The organism is Haemophilus parainfluenzae, from assembly GCF_003252755.1.
Classification (GTDB): domain Bacteria; phylum Pseudomonadota; class Gammaproteobacteria; order Enterobacterales; family Pasteurellaceae; genus Haemophilus_D; species Haemophilus_D parainfluenzae_N.
In genome coordinates this window covers 18,815-36,147 of sequence record NZ_QEPT01000006.1, presented here as the reverse complement: position 1 = coordinate 36,147, position 17,333 = coordinate 18,815, and the positions used below count along the sequence as shown (strand labels likewise).

Genomic DNA, 17,333 nt, shown 5'->3' with positions numbered 1-17,333 from the left:
AAATGCAGTTTGTTGATGAATTTCGTGATCCTGAACTGGCTAAAAGTCTGTTGCAGCGGTTACAAAAAATAATGGAAAACCAACCGCACTTTACGCCAGAAAATCCGTTATATCTGATGGAGGTCTGTGGCGGACATACTCATACCATTTTTAAATTTGGGCTGGATCGCTTATTACCCAAAAGTATTGAATTTATTCACGGTCCAGGCTGCCCGGTGTGTGTATTACCGATGGGGCGAATTGATGTATGTATTGAGATTGCTCGTCGTCCAGAAGTAATTTTCTGTACTTTCGGTGATGCCATGCGAGTACGTGGACGTTTAGGTTCATTATTAGAAGCTAAAGCACAGGGCGCAGATGTTCGAATCGTTTATTCGCCGCTCGATGCATTGAATATTGCATCAAATAATCCAGATAAAAAAGTGGTGTTCTTTTCACTCGGTTTTGAAACGACGATGCCGAGTGCTGCAATTACCTTGCAACAAGCGAAAAAACAGCAGGTAAAAAACTTTTTTGTGGTATGTCAAAATATCACTATCATCCCAACATTACACAGCTTATTATCACAAGGACAAGTCAAAATTGACGGCTTTCTTGCACCAGGTCATGTCAGCATGGTGATTGGTTCTGAACCTTATCAGGAATTGTGTGATACCTACCATAAGCCTTTTGTGATCACTGGTTTTGAGCCTTTAGATATCCTACAAGCAATTTTAATGTTGGTGACACAGATTGTTGAAAAACGCTGTGAAGTGGAAAATCAGTATAAACGTATCGTACACCAACATGGCAATGAGTTAGCACAACAGGCAATCAGTGAAGTGTTCCGCTTGAAAGCCAGCAGTGAATGGCGTGGATTAGGCGAAATTGCGGAATCGGGTGTTGAACTGACAGATGATTATCAATGCTTTGATGCAGAAGCGCATTTTGCTTGCCAGCCACATCAAGTTGCCGATGATCCTGATTCTCGCTGCGGTGATGTACTGATCGGAAAATGTAAGCCGGCGGATTGCCCATTATTTGCTAAAAAATGTAATCCTGACAATGCTTATGGTGCATTGATGGTGTCTTCCGAAGGGGCATGTGCGGCCTATTATCAATATAGACGGGAATAAAACAATGACTGATTTTATTACAATGGCACACGGAAATGGTGGTGCCACAATGCAAGAGTTGATCCGCGATTATTTTGTCGAGGCATTTGATAATCCAATACTTTCACAAGGCGAAGATCAGGCTCGTATTGCTTTACAAGAGTTAGATGCTTTAGGTGGAACATTGTCATTTTCTACCGATAGTTTTGTGATTGATCCGATTTTTTTCCCTGGTGGCGACATTGGTAAACTCGCTGTATGTGGTACCGCTAACGATGTAGCGGTATGCGGTGCCGTACCAAAATATTTGTCTTGTGGCTTTATTTTGGAAGAAGGCTTACCACTGGAAACTTTAAAAAAATTGATTCAATCTATGGCAAAAGCCTGTCAGTCAGCCGGTATTCAAGTGGTAACAGGTGATACCAAAGTAGTACAAAAAGGCGCGATAGATAAAGTGTTTATCAATACAGCCGGTATTGGTGTTATTCCAAACGGACTCGACTGGGGCGTGCATCGCATTCAACCAGGTGATCAGATTATCGTGAGTGGTACTTTGGGTGATCATGGTGCAACCATTTTGAATTTACGTGAAAATCTTGGTATTCAAACGGATTTACGCAGTGATTGTGCTGTGCTTGCCCCGCTTATTGATTGTATTCGTCCGATTGAAGGGGTGAAAGCTGTACGCGATGCGACCCGTGGTGGTGTGAATGCGGTACTTCACGAATTTGCACAGGCACAAAAAGTAGGGATTCAAATTGATGAAACGGTATTACCAATTCGTCAGGAAGTACGTGGTATTTGCGAATTACTCGGTTTGGATGCATTAAATTTTGCCAATGAAGGCAAACTGGTGATTGTGGTGGATAAAGAAAAAACAGCTGAAATTCTGACCGCACTTCGTAGCCATCCATTAGGTGAAAATGCGACCATAATCGGCGAGGTAACGACTGATGGTAAAGTTCGAGCAGTTGGTCTTTTCGGTCAAAGTCGTTTATTAGACTTACCACGCAACGAACCTTTACCACGAATCTGTTAAGCAAAAACCGGTTTAATTTAAAATTAAACCGGTTTTAGTTTGTAAATTGATATGTGTGAGAAGAGTGCTATTTTTTCCAAATAACGTGGAATTCACGATCTTCTTCTCGGTGTGAAATTAAGAATTTCGCAAACACATCATCCATTTCATCTTTCTCATTTACTAATCCGACCCAAACTTCAGCAAAAGCCTCAGGATCGATTAACACCCCAATTTCTTGTTCCCAATCATCGGCAGTTTCGACAAACTCGACTGCACCACGATCTTCAAATTGCAGATTGAATAGCATAATATCAGCGGGATCGAGATTTTCGCCTGCCATCTCTAAGAAAATATCATAAGCAAGATCAATCGCTGCATCTGGATCGAGTTTTTGAATATCAGTTGTCATTGGGTTTTCCTTCATCAAGTCAATTGCGCGTATGATACCGCAAGAAACAGAAAACAAAAAGTGCGGTCAAATTCATCGTTGTTTTTGACCGCACTTATTTATATTTGTTGTAACTAGCCCGTATTTCGCATACCTGCTGCAATACCAGTGATGGTAATCATCAAGGCTTGTTCGACATCAGGGCTTGGGTTTTCAGGTGATTCACGGAAACGACGGAGCAATTCCACTTGAAGGAGATTGAGCGGATCCGTATAAACATTACGTAATGCAATAGAATCCGCGATCCACGGTAAGTCCGCCATTAATTCATCTTTGTGAGAAAGCGAAAGCACAGTTTTAATATCTGCATTGAGTTGATTACGCAGATTTTCACCTAAGTACCAAAGCTCTTTTTTCACCAAGTTATGATCATATTGCTCAGAAAGCCAAGTATCGGTTTTACTGAACACCATTTCTAACATCCCCACACGAGTAGAGAAGAATGGCCAAGCTTTACACATTTCTTCAATAATATGACCTTTGCCTTCATCTACAATTTTTTGAATTGCCGCACCCGCACCAAGCCATGCTGGTAGCATTAAGCGGTTTTGCATCCAAGCAAAAATCCATGGAATGGCACGCAAGCTTTCCACGCCACCATTTGGATTACGTTTTGCAGGGCGAGAGCCAAGTGGTAGTTTAGACAGTTCTTGTTCCGGTGTGGCACTGCGGAAATAAGGCACGAAGTCTTTATCACCACGAACAACACTACGGTAAATGTCGCATGAAGTAGCGGAAAGCTCATCCATGACGGTACGCCATTCTGCTTTTGGTTCTGGCGGTGGAAGTAAGTTTGCTTCCAAAATTGCACTCGCGTAAAGGTCAAAGGTTTCAACTGCAACTTCGGGTAAACCGAGTTTAAAGCGAATCATTTCCCCTTGTTCGGTGACGCGTAAACCATTTTTGAGTGAGCGTGGAGGTTGAGAAAGTAATGCTGCATGTGCAGGAGCACCACCACGACCGATTGTACCACCACGACCATGGAATAAAGTGAGTTCAATACCCAGTTCTTCGGTTAAATTAACTAACGCTTCTTGTGCACGATATTGTGCCCATGAAGCTGCCATCATGCCTGCATCTTTAGCTGAGTCAGAATAGCCAATCATCACCATTTGATGATTATTAATCACACCACGATACCAACCAATATTAAACAATTGACGCATGACGCCTTCAGAGGCATCTAAGTCATCTAAGGTTTCAAAGAGTGGCACGACAGGAATATGATAAGGCACCCCCGCTTCTTTTAATAATAAATGTACGGCAAGCACATCAGAGGCACTTCTTGCCATAGAAATAATATAGCAAGCAATCACGCCTTGTTTTTGTTGGGCAATGACTTTGCAAGTATCTAAAATTTCTTGGGTTTCAGCAGAGGGTTCCCAATGGGTTGGAATTAATGGGCGACGAGAATTTAACTCGCGTACTAAGAAAGATTGTTTTTCTGCTTCGCTCCATTGTGCATAATCGCCAATGCCAAGATAACGGGTAATTTCAGCAATGGCATCTGTATGACGGGTACTTTCTTGACGGATATCCATTTGTGAAAGAGTGACACCAAAACAACGAATACGATGCAAAATATCTAATAATGAACCATTAGCGATAATCCGCATGCCACACGCCATTAATGATTGATAGCAATCATAGAGCGGTTCCCAAAGTTGATTATCTTCCATGATGATATCCGCTTGGCTTACGCGTGGCGGACGATTTGCCAGGCAATCATCAAAGTAATCAAGAGTGGCGATAAGTTTTGTACGAAGCGTTTTGACTACAAAACGATAAGGCTCTAAATGTTCACCATATTTTTCGGTAAATTCTGGTGTGCATTTCACCATGGATAATTCATCGGCAAGGGATTTGATGTCATTTAAGAATAAATCCGCCGCTTTCCAACGAGCAAGATAGAGTACTTGTTGAGTAATTTTTGAAGTAACAAATGGGTTACCATCACGGTCACCACCCATCCAAGAAGAAATTCTGACAGGACGTAAGCCCACAGGTAAATCGTAGCCTAAGAATTCACGAGCGTGTTCATTTAGTTGACGTAAGAATTCCGGTACCCCTTGCCATAGGCTATTTTCAATCATGGCAAAGCCCCATTTTGCTTCATCGAATGGGGTAGGGCGAACAGTACGGATTTCATTAGTATGCCAAGCTTCAGCAATTAAACGAAGCAACAGGCGTTCAATAATGCTGCGTTCTTTAGGCGTCAAATCATCGTGCTCTAATTTGCTTAAGCATTTATTGATCTCGACGTGTTTATGGACTAAAGAACGACGCGTGGTTTCAGTTGGGTGTGCCGTTAATACAAGCTCAATAAGCAAGTTTTCAACGGTTTTGTAAACCTCTTCTTTTGAAGTATTTAATGCTTTTAAGCGTTGGAATAAAGCACTTAATGAACGATTAGAAGATTGTAAATCTTTATGTTGACGAGAGACCGTTTGGTATTGTTCAGCGATATTCGTTAAGTTAAGGAAATGGCTGAATGCTCGTGCAACAGGAATAATATTTTCATTTGAAATGGTGGAAAGGGTATCCAACAATGTTTTACGTGCTTGGCTATCGCCAGCTCGAGATTGTTTGGATAATTGGCGAACATTTTCAATTAAGGTGAGAATGTCTTCGCCTTGTGCATCATTAATGGTTTCTCCAAGAAAACGCCCTAACATATTAATGTTATGGCGGAGAGTGCGATACTCATCAGTCATATGAACTCCGATAAAGAAAAAAATAAAACTAGGGGAGATATAACCAAAAATATGTATCGGGATCAAATGCTATACGTCAAAAACTTGCATTAAATCAAAAAAGGCTAAAATAAGTAAAAAATGACCGCACTTTTTTAGATAAAATTTAAAGTGCGCTCAAAAAGTTTAATGTTTATTTAAGGTTGCGAACTGATTTTCGAATGACGAGTTCAGGATGGATCGCAATGCGGTGTTTTTCGTGATTATCGTTATCTTTATTGGCAATACGCTCAAATAAAAGATTAACCGCTTGTGCACCTAAACGAGACTTCGATTGGTGAATCGTTGTGAGTGGTGGTGCATAGAAACGCGATGAGTGAATATTATCATAGCCGATAATCGAGATATCATCAGGCACACGCAAGCCTTTTTCCGTAATCGCAGAAATTGCGCCTAATGCCATCACATCATTACAACAGAATACGGCAGTAGGTAGGCTGTCTTGTGCAAGAATTTTATTCATACACTCATAACCGTCCTCAGGTTCGAAGAAACCTTCCATAATCCAATTTTCATGGATCGGTAGATTGGCTTCATTCATGGCTTTTACAAAGCCTTCGTAACGGGTTCTTGCCGTCGTTTTATCTAATTCACCCGCAATAAGACCGATCTCTTTATGACCACAATCAATTAAATGCTTAGTAGCAATATAACCGCCCGTAAAGCTGTTATCTTCAATGATATCGGTATCAGCATTTGGGCCCCAATCCATTACCACCATCGGCACAGACGAGAAACTAGAAAGCACATCAAGTGAATGTTGTGTGTATTCAGAACACATGACCAATAAACCATCTACGCGTTTTTTGGCAAGCATTTCGACGTGGTTTTTAATTTTTTCAGGATCATTTTGTGTATTACACAAAAAAAGTGAATAGCCTTGACGATAACAATGATCTTCAACGGCATGAATGATTTCAGCAAAATAAGGGGATTCACTGGTGGTAACAATCATCCCAATGGATTTTGTCGTATTGACTTTTAAACTCCGAGCAACAGCACTTGGTGAGTATTTCAAGCTTTTAATGGCTTGCATCACCGCCTCTTCGGTTTCTTTTGCTACAAAACGGGTTTTATTAATTACATGGGAAACAGTGGTGGTGGAAACACCGGCCATTTTTGCGACATCTTTAATTGTTGCCATAATTTTGCCTCTAGAGAATTTTTCCTATTATAAAGACTGTCACCAAATAGGTTAAGTAAATTATAAAAAATTTTTGAAAAAACGCGCTTTATTGTTAGAATGGGATATCTTTAACTAAATAAGTGAGAAATTAAAATGAGTGATTTTGGTTACGCAATGTTAGCTGTAGTGCTTTCTTTAAGTGTTGTTGTGGGTTTAGCGACTGCAATTTTCTAATTGAAAGAAATAACATATTAATCCATTTAAAATAGACCGCGCTTTAAGCATTTAAAGTGCGGTTATTTTTTAGGTCTTTTAAAGTTGTACTAAAAGCCATGCTATTGGATTATTTCTTTAGTATAATTTGCAACTATTTCCGTTTGTTGTAATCAAAATACTGCAAAAACCAAATTTGAGATAATTATGAATAAATATTTGATTTCACTAGATAAAGATGTTCAGCGTCGTGAGCTGTTTTTTGCTCAACCGGATACAGCAGATTTCGTTGTATTTTCAGCGATTAATACCATGCAAAAAGAGTGGGATGAATTGGCAGAAGTATTCAATCCAACGAAGTTTGAGCAACATTATGGACGCAACGTCACAAAAGGCGAAATTGGTTGCACATTAAGTCATTTAGCGGTTTATTGTCAGATCGTAGAAGATCAAAATGTGACGGAAAATGATTATGCATTAGTCTGTGAAGATGATGCGTTATTTAATGCTAATTTATCACCAAAAACAATCGCACTCTTAACCGAAAAATGTGATGCGGATATTGTATTAATCGGGCAGTCAAAAATTGCTGAATTTAATAATGTGGAATTAGAGATCAATTATCCAACCACTTTTTCATTCTTGCGCCAAACTATTGGTGATGTCACCGTGGCTTATCCATATAAAAGTTATTTTGCAGGTACGGTGGCATACTTAATCAAAAAATCAGCGGCACGTGCATTTTTGAAACAACTCGAACAAGAAAAACCGTTTTGGCTTGCTGATGATTTCTTATTATTTGAAACCCAATTCCAGATTAATAACAATGTGGTTCGTCCGCTTGTGGCCATTGAAAATCCACAATTAGTGAGTAATTTGGAAGCGATTCGTGGTTCAAAATCTAATAATTTAGTGAAGAAATTAATTAAATATCCACTCAAAAAAATCTTAGCAGTGAAAAAGAATTTAGGAAAATAACGTAAAAATGACCGCACTTTTTAATCTTTTTTATCTTTACGATCCTTGGCTGTTTCATGTTGTACGAATGTCATTCGTCGCAGGTTTAGCGGCATTGGTTGTATTGGCTTATCAATATTTTAAAAAGCAGAAACCACAAGGTATCACTGTACCAGTAGATAGTTTAGCCGTCATCATTGGGCTGATTGCATTTAGCGTGATTCCGCTTTTAGTTAACGGTACGCGAGATTTTTCTGTCATCACCATGTATGTAAAAGAGCTGATTTTATTTATCTTTGGTGTGGGGCTTTATAATGCCTTCTATGCCAATGTAAATGGTCAACAGAAAGTGGTGCGTGATTTACAACTCGGTGTAGTAGTGCAGTTTGTAGTGGGCGTGATTGGCTTGCTTGGTGCATCATTTATGATTGATTTCTTGCTTTCAACTAATGCGGTGTTGCCTGCACGTTTTTATGGTTCAGAGCAGGAGTATCGCTTATATAACATCACTGCAACCGCCTTTTTCCAATTGAGTTTGTTCTATTTAATGCTGTTGCATTTTTTATTGGCTTACAACGCTAAACATAATACGCTTCCAAATGTTTTAGTGTTTTTTATGCTATGTATTGGGTTGATTTCAGGACGTACATTCCTCCTATTATCCGTCGTGAGCATTTTAGTGTATTTCAAATGGCGTTATGTGCCATCCCTAATAGCATTCGCCGTTTTAGTATTATTATTGGCCTATTTCTTACCAGAAAATCCTTATGTGGCACATGCTTTAGAGCCTGTGATTAATTTATTACACGGTGCAGGATTTGTCAGTTCGTCAACGGATACGTTGATGAAAAACCACCTCTTTATGCCAACACTTAAGCAGTTCATTTATGGCGATGGCATGTATATGACCGGTGAGTTAGAGGTTGGCCGTTATTATGGGCATACGGACTCTGGTTTCTTACGCCAGATTCTTTATGGTGGCCTGTCTTACGCTTTGGTGTGTTTTGCTGTGACCTTCTATTTTGTGCGCAAAGTCGCCTTAAATTGGTTTGATGGCAGTTGGAAATTTATCCTTTCTGCTTTCGTGATTTTAGCGTTCTGTAACATCAAAGCGGATACCTTTGCTTTCCCGGGCATTATGTTTGTCATGTTGATGTTCTTATCGCTTTTTGGCACTCAAGGTAAACAACTTATTTTATTTAAACAAAAGGAGCCGAAAGATGTTTAGTATCATCGTGCCTTCTTATAATCGGAAAGAAGAAATTCCTGCGTTATTGGAAAGTTTAACCAAGCAAACCACCTATAATTTTGATGTGGTGATTGTGGATGATTGCTCAAAAGAAGCCGTTGAAGTAACACAATCATATCCATTTGCAGTTAAAGTGATTCGTAACGAAACCAATCAAGGGGCGGCAGAAAGCCGTAATATTGGGGCACGAAATGCGGATAATGAATGGTTGTTATTTCTTGATGACGATGATCGTTTTGCAAATGATAAATGTCAGAAATTAGCCGATGTGATTGTCGAGCATCCCGATGTTAACTTTGTTTATCATCAAGCTAAATGTGAAATGGTCAATGAAGGTTTTAGCTATGTGACTAACCCAATTGAGCCACAAGAGATTAGCGTAGAGCGAATTTTACTGGCGAATAAAATCGGTGGTATGCCGATGGTTGGAGTGAAAAAAGATCTGTTTTTAAAAATCGGTGGATTATCGACCGCACTTCGTTCATTGGAAGACTATGATTTCTTGCTGAAGCTTGTACAAGATCCAACGTTTAAAGCGTACAAAGTGGCAGAACCATTAACTTATTGTACCTTCCATACCAAGCGTTCTAGCGTATCAACAGATACCACTAATACGCAAAAAGCGATTGATTATATCCGTGAACATTATGTGAAAACGGCAGAACAAGAAAAGAATTTTGCCATCAACGCACAATATATGTTGGCTTACCCACATATTATGAATTTATCCCGTAAAGCGGCTTTTTACTATTTTGAAATTTTTAAATTAACGAAAAGTATTAAGCAGCTAGTCATTGCCTTTGTGGTTTTAATTTCACCTAAATTGGCAATTAATTTGAAGCGATTTATGTAGATAACTTATTAGATAGAGAAGTATGAAATTTTCAGTTTTAATGTCCTTATATATTAAGGAAAACCCACAATATTTAAGAGAATGTTTTGAAAGTTTAGTGGCTCAAACCCATCCGGCAGATGAGATTGTGTTGGTGTTTGATGGTGCTGTCACACCTGAATTGGAAGCCGTGGTTTCTGAATTCGAAACAAAATTACCCTTAAACTTAGTGAAATTGCCAAAAAATTTAGGTTTAGGTAAAGCACTCAATGAAGGATTGAAACATTGTTCACCCGATTGGGTATTCCGTATGGATACCGATGATATTTGTGTGCCAGAACGTTTTGCGAAACAAGTGGCGTTTATTGAGCAGCACCCGGATACGATTATTTTCGGTGGGCAGATTGCTGAGTTTGGCGAAAATATTCAAGACATTGTGGCATATCGTAACGTGCCGACTGATGCACAAGATATCGTTAAATTTACCCAAAAACGTTGTCCGTTCAACCACATGACGGTGGCATATCAAAAAAGTGCGGTCATTAATTGTGGTGGATATGAAGATTTACAGGAAGATTATTACCTGTGGATTAAGCTCATAGCACAAGGACAAAAAGTGGCAAACTTGCCAGATATTTTAGTTTATGCCCGCGTGGGCAATGGCATGGTAGGGCGTCGTCGAGGTTTAAACCAAGCGAAAGCAGAATGGCGTTTATTTAAATTGAAACATCGCTTAGGTATTCAAGGTTTATTTTCTGGCCTATTCACCTTTGCCTTGCGTTCAGGTTCTCGCTTATTACCAACCTCATTATTGAAAGCTGTTTATAACCAATTTTTACGCAAATAATGCGATATTTTGATAATTAAAAAAGGAAAAGAAATGAATTTAATCTCAACGTTAAAAATGACGGCATTATCGACCGCACTTTTATTAGTGGGTTGTTCAAGCAATACGACAACAACCACGTCATCCACAAAAAGTATTCCGTCAGTAAGCAGTAATGCTGTTTATAGCAAACCGAGAACTTTAGATAACTTTAATGATTATGTACAGTTCTTAAAAGGCAAAGCGGCTGCTGAAGGCGTATCGTTGTCAATATTGAATGCACAAAATAATATTCAATATATGCAAAAAGCTGTGGATTTGGATCGTGCTCAAGCGGGGAGAAGTCAGCGTAATGCGGATCAACCACAGTTACCGAATCCAAACGGTACAACGAATTATTTGAATAAAGTACTGACCCAAAACAAAGTAGACATTGCCGAAGAGCGTTATTGGGAAGTCCAGGCACCATTACAACAAGCCAGCCAACGCTATGGCGTTCAACAAGAATATATCCTTGCTTTATGGGGTATGGAAAGTAGTTTTGGCTATTATCAAGGTAGCTATGATGTACTATCAGCTTTAGCCACATTAGCCTTTGATGGCAGACGTGAAGCCTTATTTAGCAAAGAATTTGTGAATGCGATGAAGATGTTAGAACGTGATCATATTCAACGCCACAGAATGTTAGGTTCTTGGGCGGGTGCAATGGGGCAAACCCAATTCATGCCAAGTGCATTCTTAAATTATGCAGCAGATGGCAATAATGATGGTGTGAAGGACATTTGGACGAACCAATTTGATGCGTTTGCTTCAATTGCAAATTATCTCCACACTGTAGGTTGGGATAACAAATTGCCTTGGGGTGTAGAAGTAACATTAAATCAACCATTAGATTTATCGCTTTCTGGTATTGAGAAGAATAAAGCACGTTCACTCAGCGACTGGCAGTCTAAAGGTGTCACTTTAGCGAGCTTTAGCCAACAAGAACAAGATAAACTTGCCGCGCTTTCGCAAGCCGATCTTTGGCTAGTTCGCCCAGATAAAGAAGTTGGGCGTGCATTCTTAGTCTCCAATAACTACCGCACGATTTTAGATTGGAACAAATCAAATTACTTCGGCGTGAGCATCGGTATGTTTGCTGATCGCATTAAGATGGCCACCGGCTTGTAGAAAATTATTTTCCTTTTATAATCCAACAAAGCTTTGTTGGATTATTTTTTATCTATAATTTGAATATTTGGAGAACATGATGCAAAAAAAATGGCTTTCTATTTTACTGTTTGCACCTTTGATGCAGAGTAATTATGCATTGGCTGATCAAGCAGCAAAAAAAGAATTGGACTATAAAGCACTGGGTGAAGTGCTGTTTTTTGATAAGTCTATTTCTTTTAATAAAACACAAAGTTGTTCGACTTGCCATAGCCCAGATACCGCCTTTGTGGATCAACGTAAGAATTCTGCAAATCAAATGGTCTCAGAAGGGGATAATCCTCATCTTCATGGTAATCGCAATGCCAATACTGCGCTTTATGCGATGTTCTCTCCGGATTTTCATTTTGATAAAAAAATTAAAGATTATGTAGGCGGACAGTTCTGGGATGGTCGAGCGAAAGATTTAGCTGAGCAAGCAGGTGGGCCACCAGTAAACCCTGTGGAAATGGGCATGCCGGACAAAAAAGCCATTGTTGAACGTTTAAAAGCAGATCCGACCTATTACAAACCTATTACGGATCTTTATGGTGAAAGCATTTGGGCAGATACCGACAAGATTTATGCCATCATGGAAAAAGCCATTGGCGAGTTCGAAAAACAGGAATTATTTGCGCCATTCTCTTCAAAATATGATCGAGCTTTAAAAGGTGAAGCAAAATTGACCGCACTTGAAGCCGAAGGTAAGGCATTATTTTTTGATAAAACACGCACAAATTGTAGTAACTGCCACCAATCAAGTGAAGCGAATTCAGTAAAAGAAACCTTTACGAATTATCGTTATTACAATATTGGCGTACCAAGTAACCAAGAATTAATTAAGCACAATAAATTAGCTGCAGATTTTGTAGATAATGGACTATTGGATAATCCGATGGTGAAAGGTGATAAAAAGCAAAAAGGTAAATTTAAAGTACCAACTTTGCGTAACATTGGTGTCACTGCGCCTTATATGCATAACGGTGTTTTCCGCGATTTAAAAACCGTTTTACTATTTAAAGACAGTTTCAATAATCCTAATCGTAAAGTGAATCCTGAAACAGGGAAAGCGTGGGATAAAGCCGAATATGCTCAAACCATTAATCCTGATGTTTTAAAAGCAAAACCGCTAACAGATGAAGAGATTAATGCGTTAGAAGCATTCTTAAAAACGTTAACTGACGAAGCTTACGAAGAATAATTAAACGCCTGAGTTGAATTTAGCAATCGTTTTCGCTATTATTCGTATTAATAATTATTATCATTTAAATTATTTGATTTTACTCAGGAGATTTTTCTTATGAAAAGACGTTTTTCAACTTTAGCGATTGCCACTATTCTTGGTTTAACTGCAGGTTTTGCCAATGCTGATCCCGTGAAAGTAAAAGATATACTTGATCGTGAAGTCACCGTTGATTTACCAGCAAAACGTGTGGTGCTTGGTTTCTACTATCAAGATTATATGGCAGTTGGTGGTGACAAAGCGTTAGATAACGTTGTCGGTTTTTCTAAGAAAGTATGGTCTTCTTGGGCACCTGTAAGCTGGGAGTTATTCAGCAAAGCGGTGCCAAAATTGAATCAATTAGATGATGTAGGTGAAGTAGAAGAAGGCACGTTCTCTGTGGAAAAAGTGCTTTCATTAAAACCAGATCTTTTAGTCTTAGCTGATTGGCAGTACGAAATGCTAGGATCTGATTTAGATGCTATCAATGAAGCGGGTATTCCAATTGTTGTATTAGATTACAATGCTCAAACCTTAGATAAACACATCAAATCAACGGAAATTATTGGTCAATTGACGGGGCAGAAAGATCGTGCTGCGAAAATGGCGAAAGAATACAAAGACATCGTAGAACATATTCAAACGACGGTTAAAAATGCGAAAGTAGCAAAACAACCAAAAGTGTATGTAGAGTTCGGTCGTGGTGGCCCAGCTGAACAAGGGATGACATTCTTCTCAAGCATGTGGGGCTCTATGATTAGCCTTGTAGGCGCAGAAAATGTGGCGCCAGCAGAAATCGGTAAATGGGGTACATTAGCTGCTGAAAAAGTATTAGCCGCGAAACCGGATGCGATTATTATTACCGGCCGTGAAACTGAATTGAAGAAAAATCAAGAAGGCATGGTAATGGGCTTTGGTATTGAAAAAGCAGAAGCGGAACGTCGCTTAAATGGATTCAAACAACGTGCTGGCTGGGCTGAATTACCGGCAGTGAAAAATAACCGTGTTTATGCAGCATATCATGCGAACTCTCGTACTTTATCTGATAGCGCTTCCGTTCAGTTTGTGGCTAAAGCGGCGTATCCTGATCTTTTCAAAGATTTAGATCCGCAACAAACTTACTTAAACTTCTATAAAAACTACTTACCGGTTACGCCGGAAGGTACGATTTATCTTTTCCCTGAAACTAAATAAGGGAAACGTTAATCAATGAAAAACAATTCTGTTGTAGCAGATATTGTGGCTAACCAGCGTAAGCTTGAACGCAAACGCTGGTTTGTTATTTTATCTTTTCTTGTGATTGGCGTGGTCAGTCTTATCCTTGATGTGATGACAGGCCCCGCGATGCTATCCGTGTCGGAAGTCGTGAATGCGTTATTCAGTATCGGTGAAGTCGATAAAATGACAAACAATATTGTGCATAATTTACGTTTACCCATGGCATTGATGGCGCTTGTAGTGGGGGCAACATTGGCTGTTGGTGGGGCCGAGATCCAAACCTTATTAAATAACCCGATGGCGAGTCCTTATACTTTAGGATTGGCTGCTGCGGCTGGTTTTGGTGCTTCTATTGTGATTGCTTTCGGGAGCTTTGGTTTGCCCGTACAAGTTGCCGTACCAATAGGCGCGTTTGTCATGACTATGCTCGCCTCTGGAATTCTTTTCTTGTTCGCGTCTAAACGTCGTTTTAATTCTGAAATGCTCGTGTTGGTAGGGATTGCATTACTCTTTATTTTCCAATCCTTACTTTCATTGGTGCAATTTATTTCGGCTCCTGAAGTCTCGCAACAAATTCTGTTTTGGCTATTTGGTAGCTTAAATAAAGCGACATGGCAAAGTTTAATCATCATTATTGTCGTAACCACAATTTGTGTCGCATTACTTTCAAAAGAGCTTTGGAAATTGACCGCACTTCGTTTAGGCGAAGATCGTGCGGCGAGTCTTGGCATCAATTTGCAAGTATTACGCATTAAGGTTTTAGTTCTTGTCGCCATGATGACGGCGACAGCAATCAGTTTCGTGGGCGTGATTGGCTTTATCGGCTTAGTTGCTCCACATGTTGCTCGAATGTTACTTGGTGAAGATCAACGTTTCTTCTTACCGGGCGCAATGTTAGTTGGTGCAGCATTCTTATCCCTTTCTTCGGTATTGTCCAAAGTTATTATCCCTGGAGCATTGTTCCCAGTGGGGATTGTTACCTCGTTTATTGGGGTGCCTTTCTTCTTTTGGATTATTTTAAATAACAAGAGGGGACAATAATGTTAGAATTAAAGAATCTTACGGTAAAACGAGGTGATCTCACCGTTGCTGATCACATTAATGTCCGTTTTGAAGAAGGTAAAGTTTACACGGTGCTTGGGCCAAATGGCACGGGAAAATCCTCCATGCTGAAAACCATTTTTGGTGAATTACCACATGAAGGAATGATTACCTATCAAGGCAAACAGCTAGAACGGACGAAGTTAGCAGATTGGCGTAAACCAATTGGCTATATGCCTCAAGATAGCCGAGTAGATGCAAGCTTGACCGCACTTGAAGTGGTCCTTTTGGGACGAATGGATAGTCTAACGATGCGAGTAAGCGATGAGCTTCTTACTGAAGCGGCAAGTATTATGGCACAATTAGGCATTGGTCATTTAGCGCATCGTGATATTCTGAATCTCAGTGGTGGACAACGCCAAATGGTGATGTTTGCTCAGGTTTTATTACGTGAGCCACAGATTTTAATGTTGGACGAGCCGGTGAGTGCGTTAGATATGCATCATCAGCTTAATCTATTAGAAGAAGTTTACACCTATACGAAACAGAAAAATCTGATTACTATAATGGTATTACATGATTTAAGTCTTGCCGCTCAATTTTCAGATGAGTTGATTTTACTTGGTGAAGGTAAAGTGCAAGGCGTGGGCGATGCTCATCATGTTTTACAAGTAGAAACCATTAATCGTTTATATCGTGTAAACGTTGAATTATTACAATGTAGCGCAGGTTTGCCGGTGGTTCGTCCACAACGTAAATCAGCACATTCTTAAGAAGGAAATGAAAATGAAGAAAATCGCACTTGCAGTATTATTAGGTTTAAGTTTTGCTGCTCAAGCCGCTCATCATGACATCAAAATGCTGAATTCTAACAGTGAAGGCTCAATGGTTTTTGAACCGGGTTATTTAAAAGTACAACCAGGTGATACCGTGACATTCCGTGCAGAAAATAAAAGTCACTTTGTGCACAGCAAAGCAATTCCTGAAGGCGCACAAAAATTCCAATCTGAAGAAGATCAAGAACTCACTATCACTTTAGATAAAGAAGGTGTTTATGTTTATACTTGCCCAGTGCACCGCTCAATGAATATGAATGGTGTGATTCAGGTGGGTGATAATCTACCAAACAAAGAACAAGCAGAGAAAGTGGTGAAAGATCTTGAGAAGAAATCCATGACGAACAAAGGTCGTCTTGAAAAATATTTTGCTCAAGTAAAATAATCATTGAAATCGATGCGCCAGTTAAATAATTGGCGCATCTTCTTTATGTTTAAATCCGTTATTATTTACTATGCTTACGATTACCACTTGTAAAACGTATCCTTCGGTCCCTCAAAATCTTATTCCTGTTCAAACACAACTTTCTAATCAAGGTATTCCTACTCAATTTTTGCCTTGGCAAGAAACATTACAGAGTCATTTTATTCTGCCTTTAGCAGCATGGGATTATGCGAATTTCTACAATGAATTTATTCAATGGATGAAACAGCATAAGAATGCGTTCATCAATCCTGCGGAATTAATGTTATGGAATAGCCATAAAGGCTATCTATGTGATTTGCAGAATTGGGGCATCAATGTTATTCCAACCCTTATTTGTTCAGCAAAAACATCTGAAATTTTGACCGCACTTGAACGCCAAGATTGGCCTGAATTTGTTATTAAACCCGCTGTAGGGCAAAGTGGTAATTTGGTGACAAAACTCAAACAAGGTGAAGCATTCCCCGATCTTTTTGCGTATGGTGAGCAAGTTGTGTTACAGCCGTTTATTCCTGAAGTAGCCACAAATGGTGAAACCAGTTTGATTTTTTTCAATGGCGTATTTAGCCATGCTATTCGCCGACAGCCACCTCAAAATGAATGGCGAGCGAATTCACAATATAAAGTTGAAATTGTCCCTGTTGAGGTTGATCGTCATATTATTGAAACAGCACGCTATGTTTTACATAAATTGCCAGAGATGCCTGTCTATGCGCGAGTAGATGGAACGATTATTAACAATATATTTTTATTGAATGAATTAGAGTTGATTGAGCCTGCGTTATATTTAGATCGTTGGGATGGGGTGACAGAGCGATTTGTGGATGTGTTGAAAAGCAGAATACTAAAATAAGCGCATAAAAAAACCTTACTTTTTACAGTAAG

General features: G+C 39.4%; 16 protein-coding genes. 13 read left to right on the top strand and 3 right to left on the bottom strand.

Annotated features, from left to right (window positions below):
• The first annotated feature begins 2 nt into the window (after window positions 1-2).
• The gene (hypD, locus tag DPV95_RS07955) at window positions 3-1,115 is read left to right on the top strand and encodes a hydrogenase formation protein HypD (protein WP_005697602.1); all 1,113 of its coding nucleotides are present in this window, start codon (window positions 3-5) and stop codon (window positions 1,113-1,115) included.
• Window positions 1,116-1,119: 4 nt separating this feature from the next.
• The gene (gene hypE, locus DPV95_RS07950; RefSeq protein ID WP_005697589.1) at window positions 1,120-2,133 is read left to right on the top strand and encodes a hydrogenase expression/formation protein HypE; all 1,014 of its coding nucleotides are present in this window, start codon (window positions 1,120-1,122) and stop codon (window positions 2,131-2,133) included.
• Between the two features lie 67 nt (window positions 2,134-2,200).
• Here hypE and DPV95_RS07945 read toward each other — a convergent pair whose 3' ends face one another.
• From DPV95_RS07945 to purR, 3 genes are all read right to left on the bottom strand, one after another.
• Window positions 2,201-2,524, bottom strand: coding sequence for an HI1450 family dsDNA-mimic protein (locus DPV95_RS07945; RefSeq protein ID WP_005697650.1), 324 nt, complete (start codon window positions 2,522-2,524; stop codon window positions 2,201-2,203).
• Window positions 2,525-2,637: 113 nt separating this feature from the next.
• A complete protein-coding gene (gene ppc, locus DPV95_RS07940; protein ID WP_065242690.1) occupies window positions 2,638-5,277 on the bottom strand; it encodes a phosphoenolpyruvate carboxylase in 2,640 nt (879 codons plus the stop codon).
• 172 nt (window positions 5,278-5,449) lie between these two features.
• Complete coding sequence (gene purR / locus DPV95_RS07935) at window positions 5,450-6,460, bottom strand: HTH-type transcriptional repressor PurR (RefSeq protein WP_005696247.1); 1,011 nt, start codon at window positions 6,458-6,460, stop codon at window positions 5,450-5,452.
• 402 nt (window positions 6,461-6,862) lie between these two features.
• Here purR and DPV95_RS07930 point away from each other — a divergent pair, with 402 nt between their 5' ends.
• From DPV95_RS07930 to DPV95_RS07880, 11 genes are all read left to right on the top strand, one after another.
• A complete protein-coding gene (locus DPV95_RS07930) occupies window positions 6,863-7,633 on the top strand; it encodes a glycosyltransferase family 25 protein (RefSeq protein ID WP_065242691.1) in 771 nt (256 codons plus the stop codon).
• 7 nt (window positions 7,634-7,640) lie between these two features.
• Window positions 7,641-8,840, top strand: coding sequence for a hypothetical protein (locus tag DPV95_RS07925; protein WP_005696243.1), 1,200 nt, complete (start codon window positions 7,641-7,643; stop codon window positions 8,838-8,840).
• The gene (locus DPV95_RS07920) at window positions 8,833-9,714 is read left to right on the top strand and encodes a glycosyltransferase family 2 protein (protein ID WP_005696242.1); all 882 of its coding nucleotides are present in this window, start codon (window positions 8,833-8,835) and stop codon (window positions 9,712-9,714) included. The genes DPV95_RS07925 and DPV95_RS07920 overlap by 8 nt, the downstream gene beginning before the upstream one ends.
• A 22-nt stretch (window positions 9,715-9,736) precedes the next feature.
• Window positions 9,737-10,540: a glycosyltransferase family 2 protein gene (locus DPV95_RS07915; protein ID WP_005696241.1), complete on the top strand. Its 804-nt coding sequence runs from the start codon at window positions 9,737-9,739 to the stop codon at window positions 10,538-10,540.
• Window positions 10,541-10,573: 33 nt separating this feature from the next.
• Complete coding sequence (locus tag DPV95_RS07910; protein WP_032822413.1) at window positions 10,574-11,689, top strand: lytic murein transglycosylase; 1,116 nt, start codon at window positions 10,574-10,576, stop codon at window positions 11,687-11,689.
• A 79-nt stretch (window positions 11,690-11,768) separates the two neighbouring features.
• On the top strand, window positions 11,769-12,908 hold the full coding sequence (locus tag DPV95_RS07905) for a cytochrome-c peroxidase (RefSeq protein ID WP_032822415.1): 1,140 nt from the start codon (window positions 11,769-11,771) through the stop codon (window positions 12,906-12,908).
• 99 nt (window positions 12,909-13,007) lie between these two features.
• Window positions 13,008-14,123, top strand: a complete 1,116-nt coding sequence (locus DPV95_RS07900; RefSeq protein ID WP_111406910.1) for an ABC transporter substrate-binding protein — start codon at window positions 13,008-13,010, stop codon at window positions 14,121-14,123.
• A 15-nt stretch (window positions 14,124-14,138) separates the two neighbouring features.
• Window positions 14,139-15,188 carry a FecCD family ABC transporter permease gene (locus DPV95_RS07895; protein ID WP_065286123.1) on the top strand — a complete coding sequence of 350 codons (1,050 nt, stop codon included), beginning with the start codon at window positions 14,139-14,141 and terminating at the stop codon, window positions 15,186-15,188.
• The gene (locus DPV95_RS07890; RefSeq protein WP_005696236.1) at window positions 15,188-15,961 is read left to right on the top strand and encodes an ABC transporter ATP-binding protein; all 774 of its coding nucleotides are present in this window, start codon (window positions 15,188-15,190) and stop codon (window positions 15,959-15,961) included. Before DPV95_RS07895 ends, DPV95_RS07890 begins: the two co-directional genes overlap by 1 nt.
• 13 nt (window positions 15,962-15,974) lie before the next feature.
• A complete protein-coding gene (locus tag DPV95_RS07885) occupies window positions 15,975-16,409 on the top strand; it encodes a pseudoazurin (protein ID WP_032822418.1) in 435 nt (144 codons plus the stop codon).
• A 70-nt stretch (window positions 16,410-16,479) separates the two neighbouring features.
• Entirely contained in the window at window positions 16,480-17,301 is an 822-nt protein-coding gene (locus DPV95_RS07880; RefSeq protein WP_049367982.1) for an ATP-grasp domain-containing protein, read from the top strand.
• Window positions 17,302-17,333: the final 32 nt, after the last annotated feature.

What these genes read in the sequence shown, in the direction of transcription:
- DPV95_RS07895 (WP_065286123.1), top strand. Translation starts at nt 14,139, where the DNA reads ATGAAAAACAATTCTGTTGTAGCAGATATTGTGGCTAACCAGCGTAAG.
- DPV95_RS07890 (WP_005696236.1), top strand. Translation starts at nt 15,188, where the DNA reads ATGTTAGAATTAAAGAATCTTACGGTAAAACGAGGTGATCTCACCGTT.
- hypE (WP_005697589.1), top strand. Translation starts at nt 1,120, where the DNA reads ATGACTGATTTTATTACAATGGCACACGGAAATGGTGGTGCCACAATG.
- purR (WP_005696247.1), bottom strand. Translation starts at nt 6,460, where the DNA reads ATGGCAACAATTAAAGATGTCGCAAAAATGGCCGGTGTTTCCACCACC.
- DPV95_RS07880 (WP_049367982.1), top strand. Translation starts at nt 16,480, where the DNA reads ATGCTTACGATTACCACTTGTAAAACGTATCCTTCGGTCCCTCAAAAT.
- DPV95_RS07910 (WP_032822413.1), top strand. Translation starts at nt 10,574, where the DNA reads ATGAATTTAATCTCAACGTTAAAAATGACGGCATTATCGACCGCACTT.
- DPV95_RS07915 (WP_005696241.1), top strand. Translation starts at nt 9,737, where the DNA reads ATGAAATTTTCAGTTTTAATGTCCTTATATATTAAGGAAAACCCACAA.
- DPV95_RS07920 (WP_005696242.1), top strand. Translation starts at nt 8,833, where the DNA reads ATGTTTAGTATCATCGTGCCTTCTTATAATCGGAAAGAAGAAATTCCT.
- DPV95_RS07900 (WP_111406910.1), top strand. Translation starts at nt 13,008, where the DNA reads ATGAAAAGACGTTTTTCAACTTTAGCGATTGCCACTATTCTTGGTTTA.
- DPV95_RS07945 (WP_005697650.1), bottom strand. Translation starts at nt 2,524, where the DNA reads ATGACAACTGATATTCAAAAACTCGATCCAGATGCAGCGATTGATCTT.
- ppc (WP_065242690.1), bottom strand. Translation starts at nt 5,277, where the DNA reads ATGACTGATGAGTATCGCACTCTCCGCCATAACATTAATATGTTAGGG.
- DPV95_RS07885 (WP_032822418.1), top strand. Translation starts at nt 15,975, where the DNA reads ATGAAGAAAATCGCACTTGCAGTATTATTAGGTTTAAGTTTTGCTGCT.
- DPV95_RS07925 (WP_005696243.1), top strand. Translation starts at nt 7,641, where the DNA reads ATGACCGCACTTTTTAATCTTTTTTATCTTTACGATCCTTGGCTGTTT.
- DPV95_RS07930 (WP_065242691.1), top strand. Translation starts at nt 6,863, where the DNA reads ATGAATAAATATTTGATTTCACTAGATAAAGATGTTCAGCGTCGTGAG.
- DPV95_RS07905 (WP_032822415.1), top strand. Translation starts at nt 11,769, where the DNA reads ATGCAAAAAAAATGGCTTTCTATTTTACTGTTTGCACCTTTGATGCAG.
- hypD (WP_005697602.1), top strand. Translation starts at nt 3, where the DNA reads ATGCAGTTTGTTGATGAATTTCGTGATCCTGAACTGGCTAAAAGTCTG.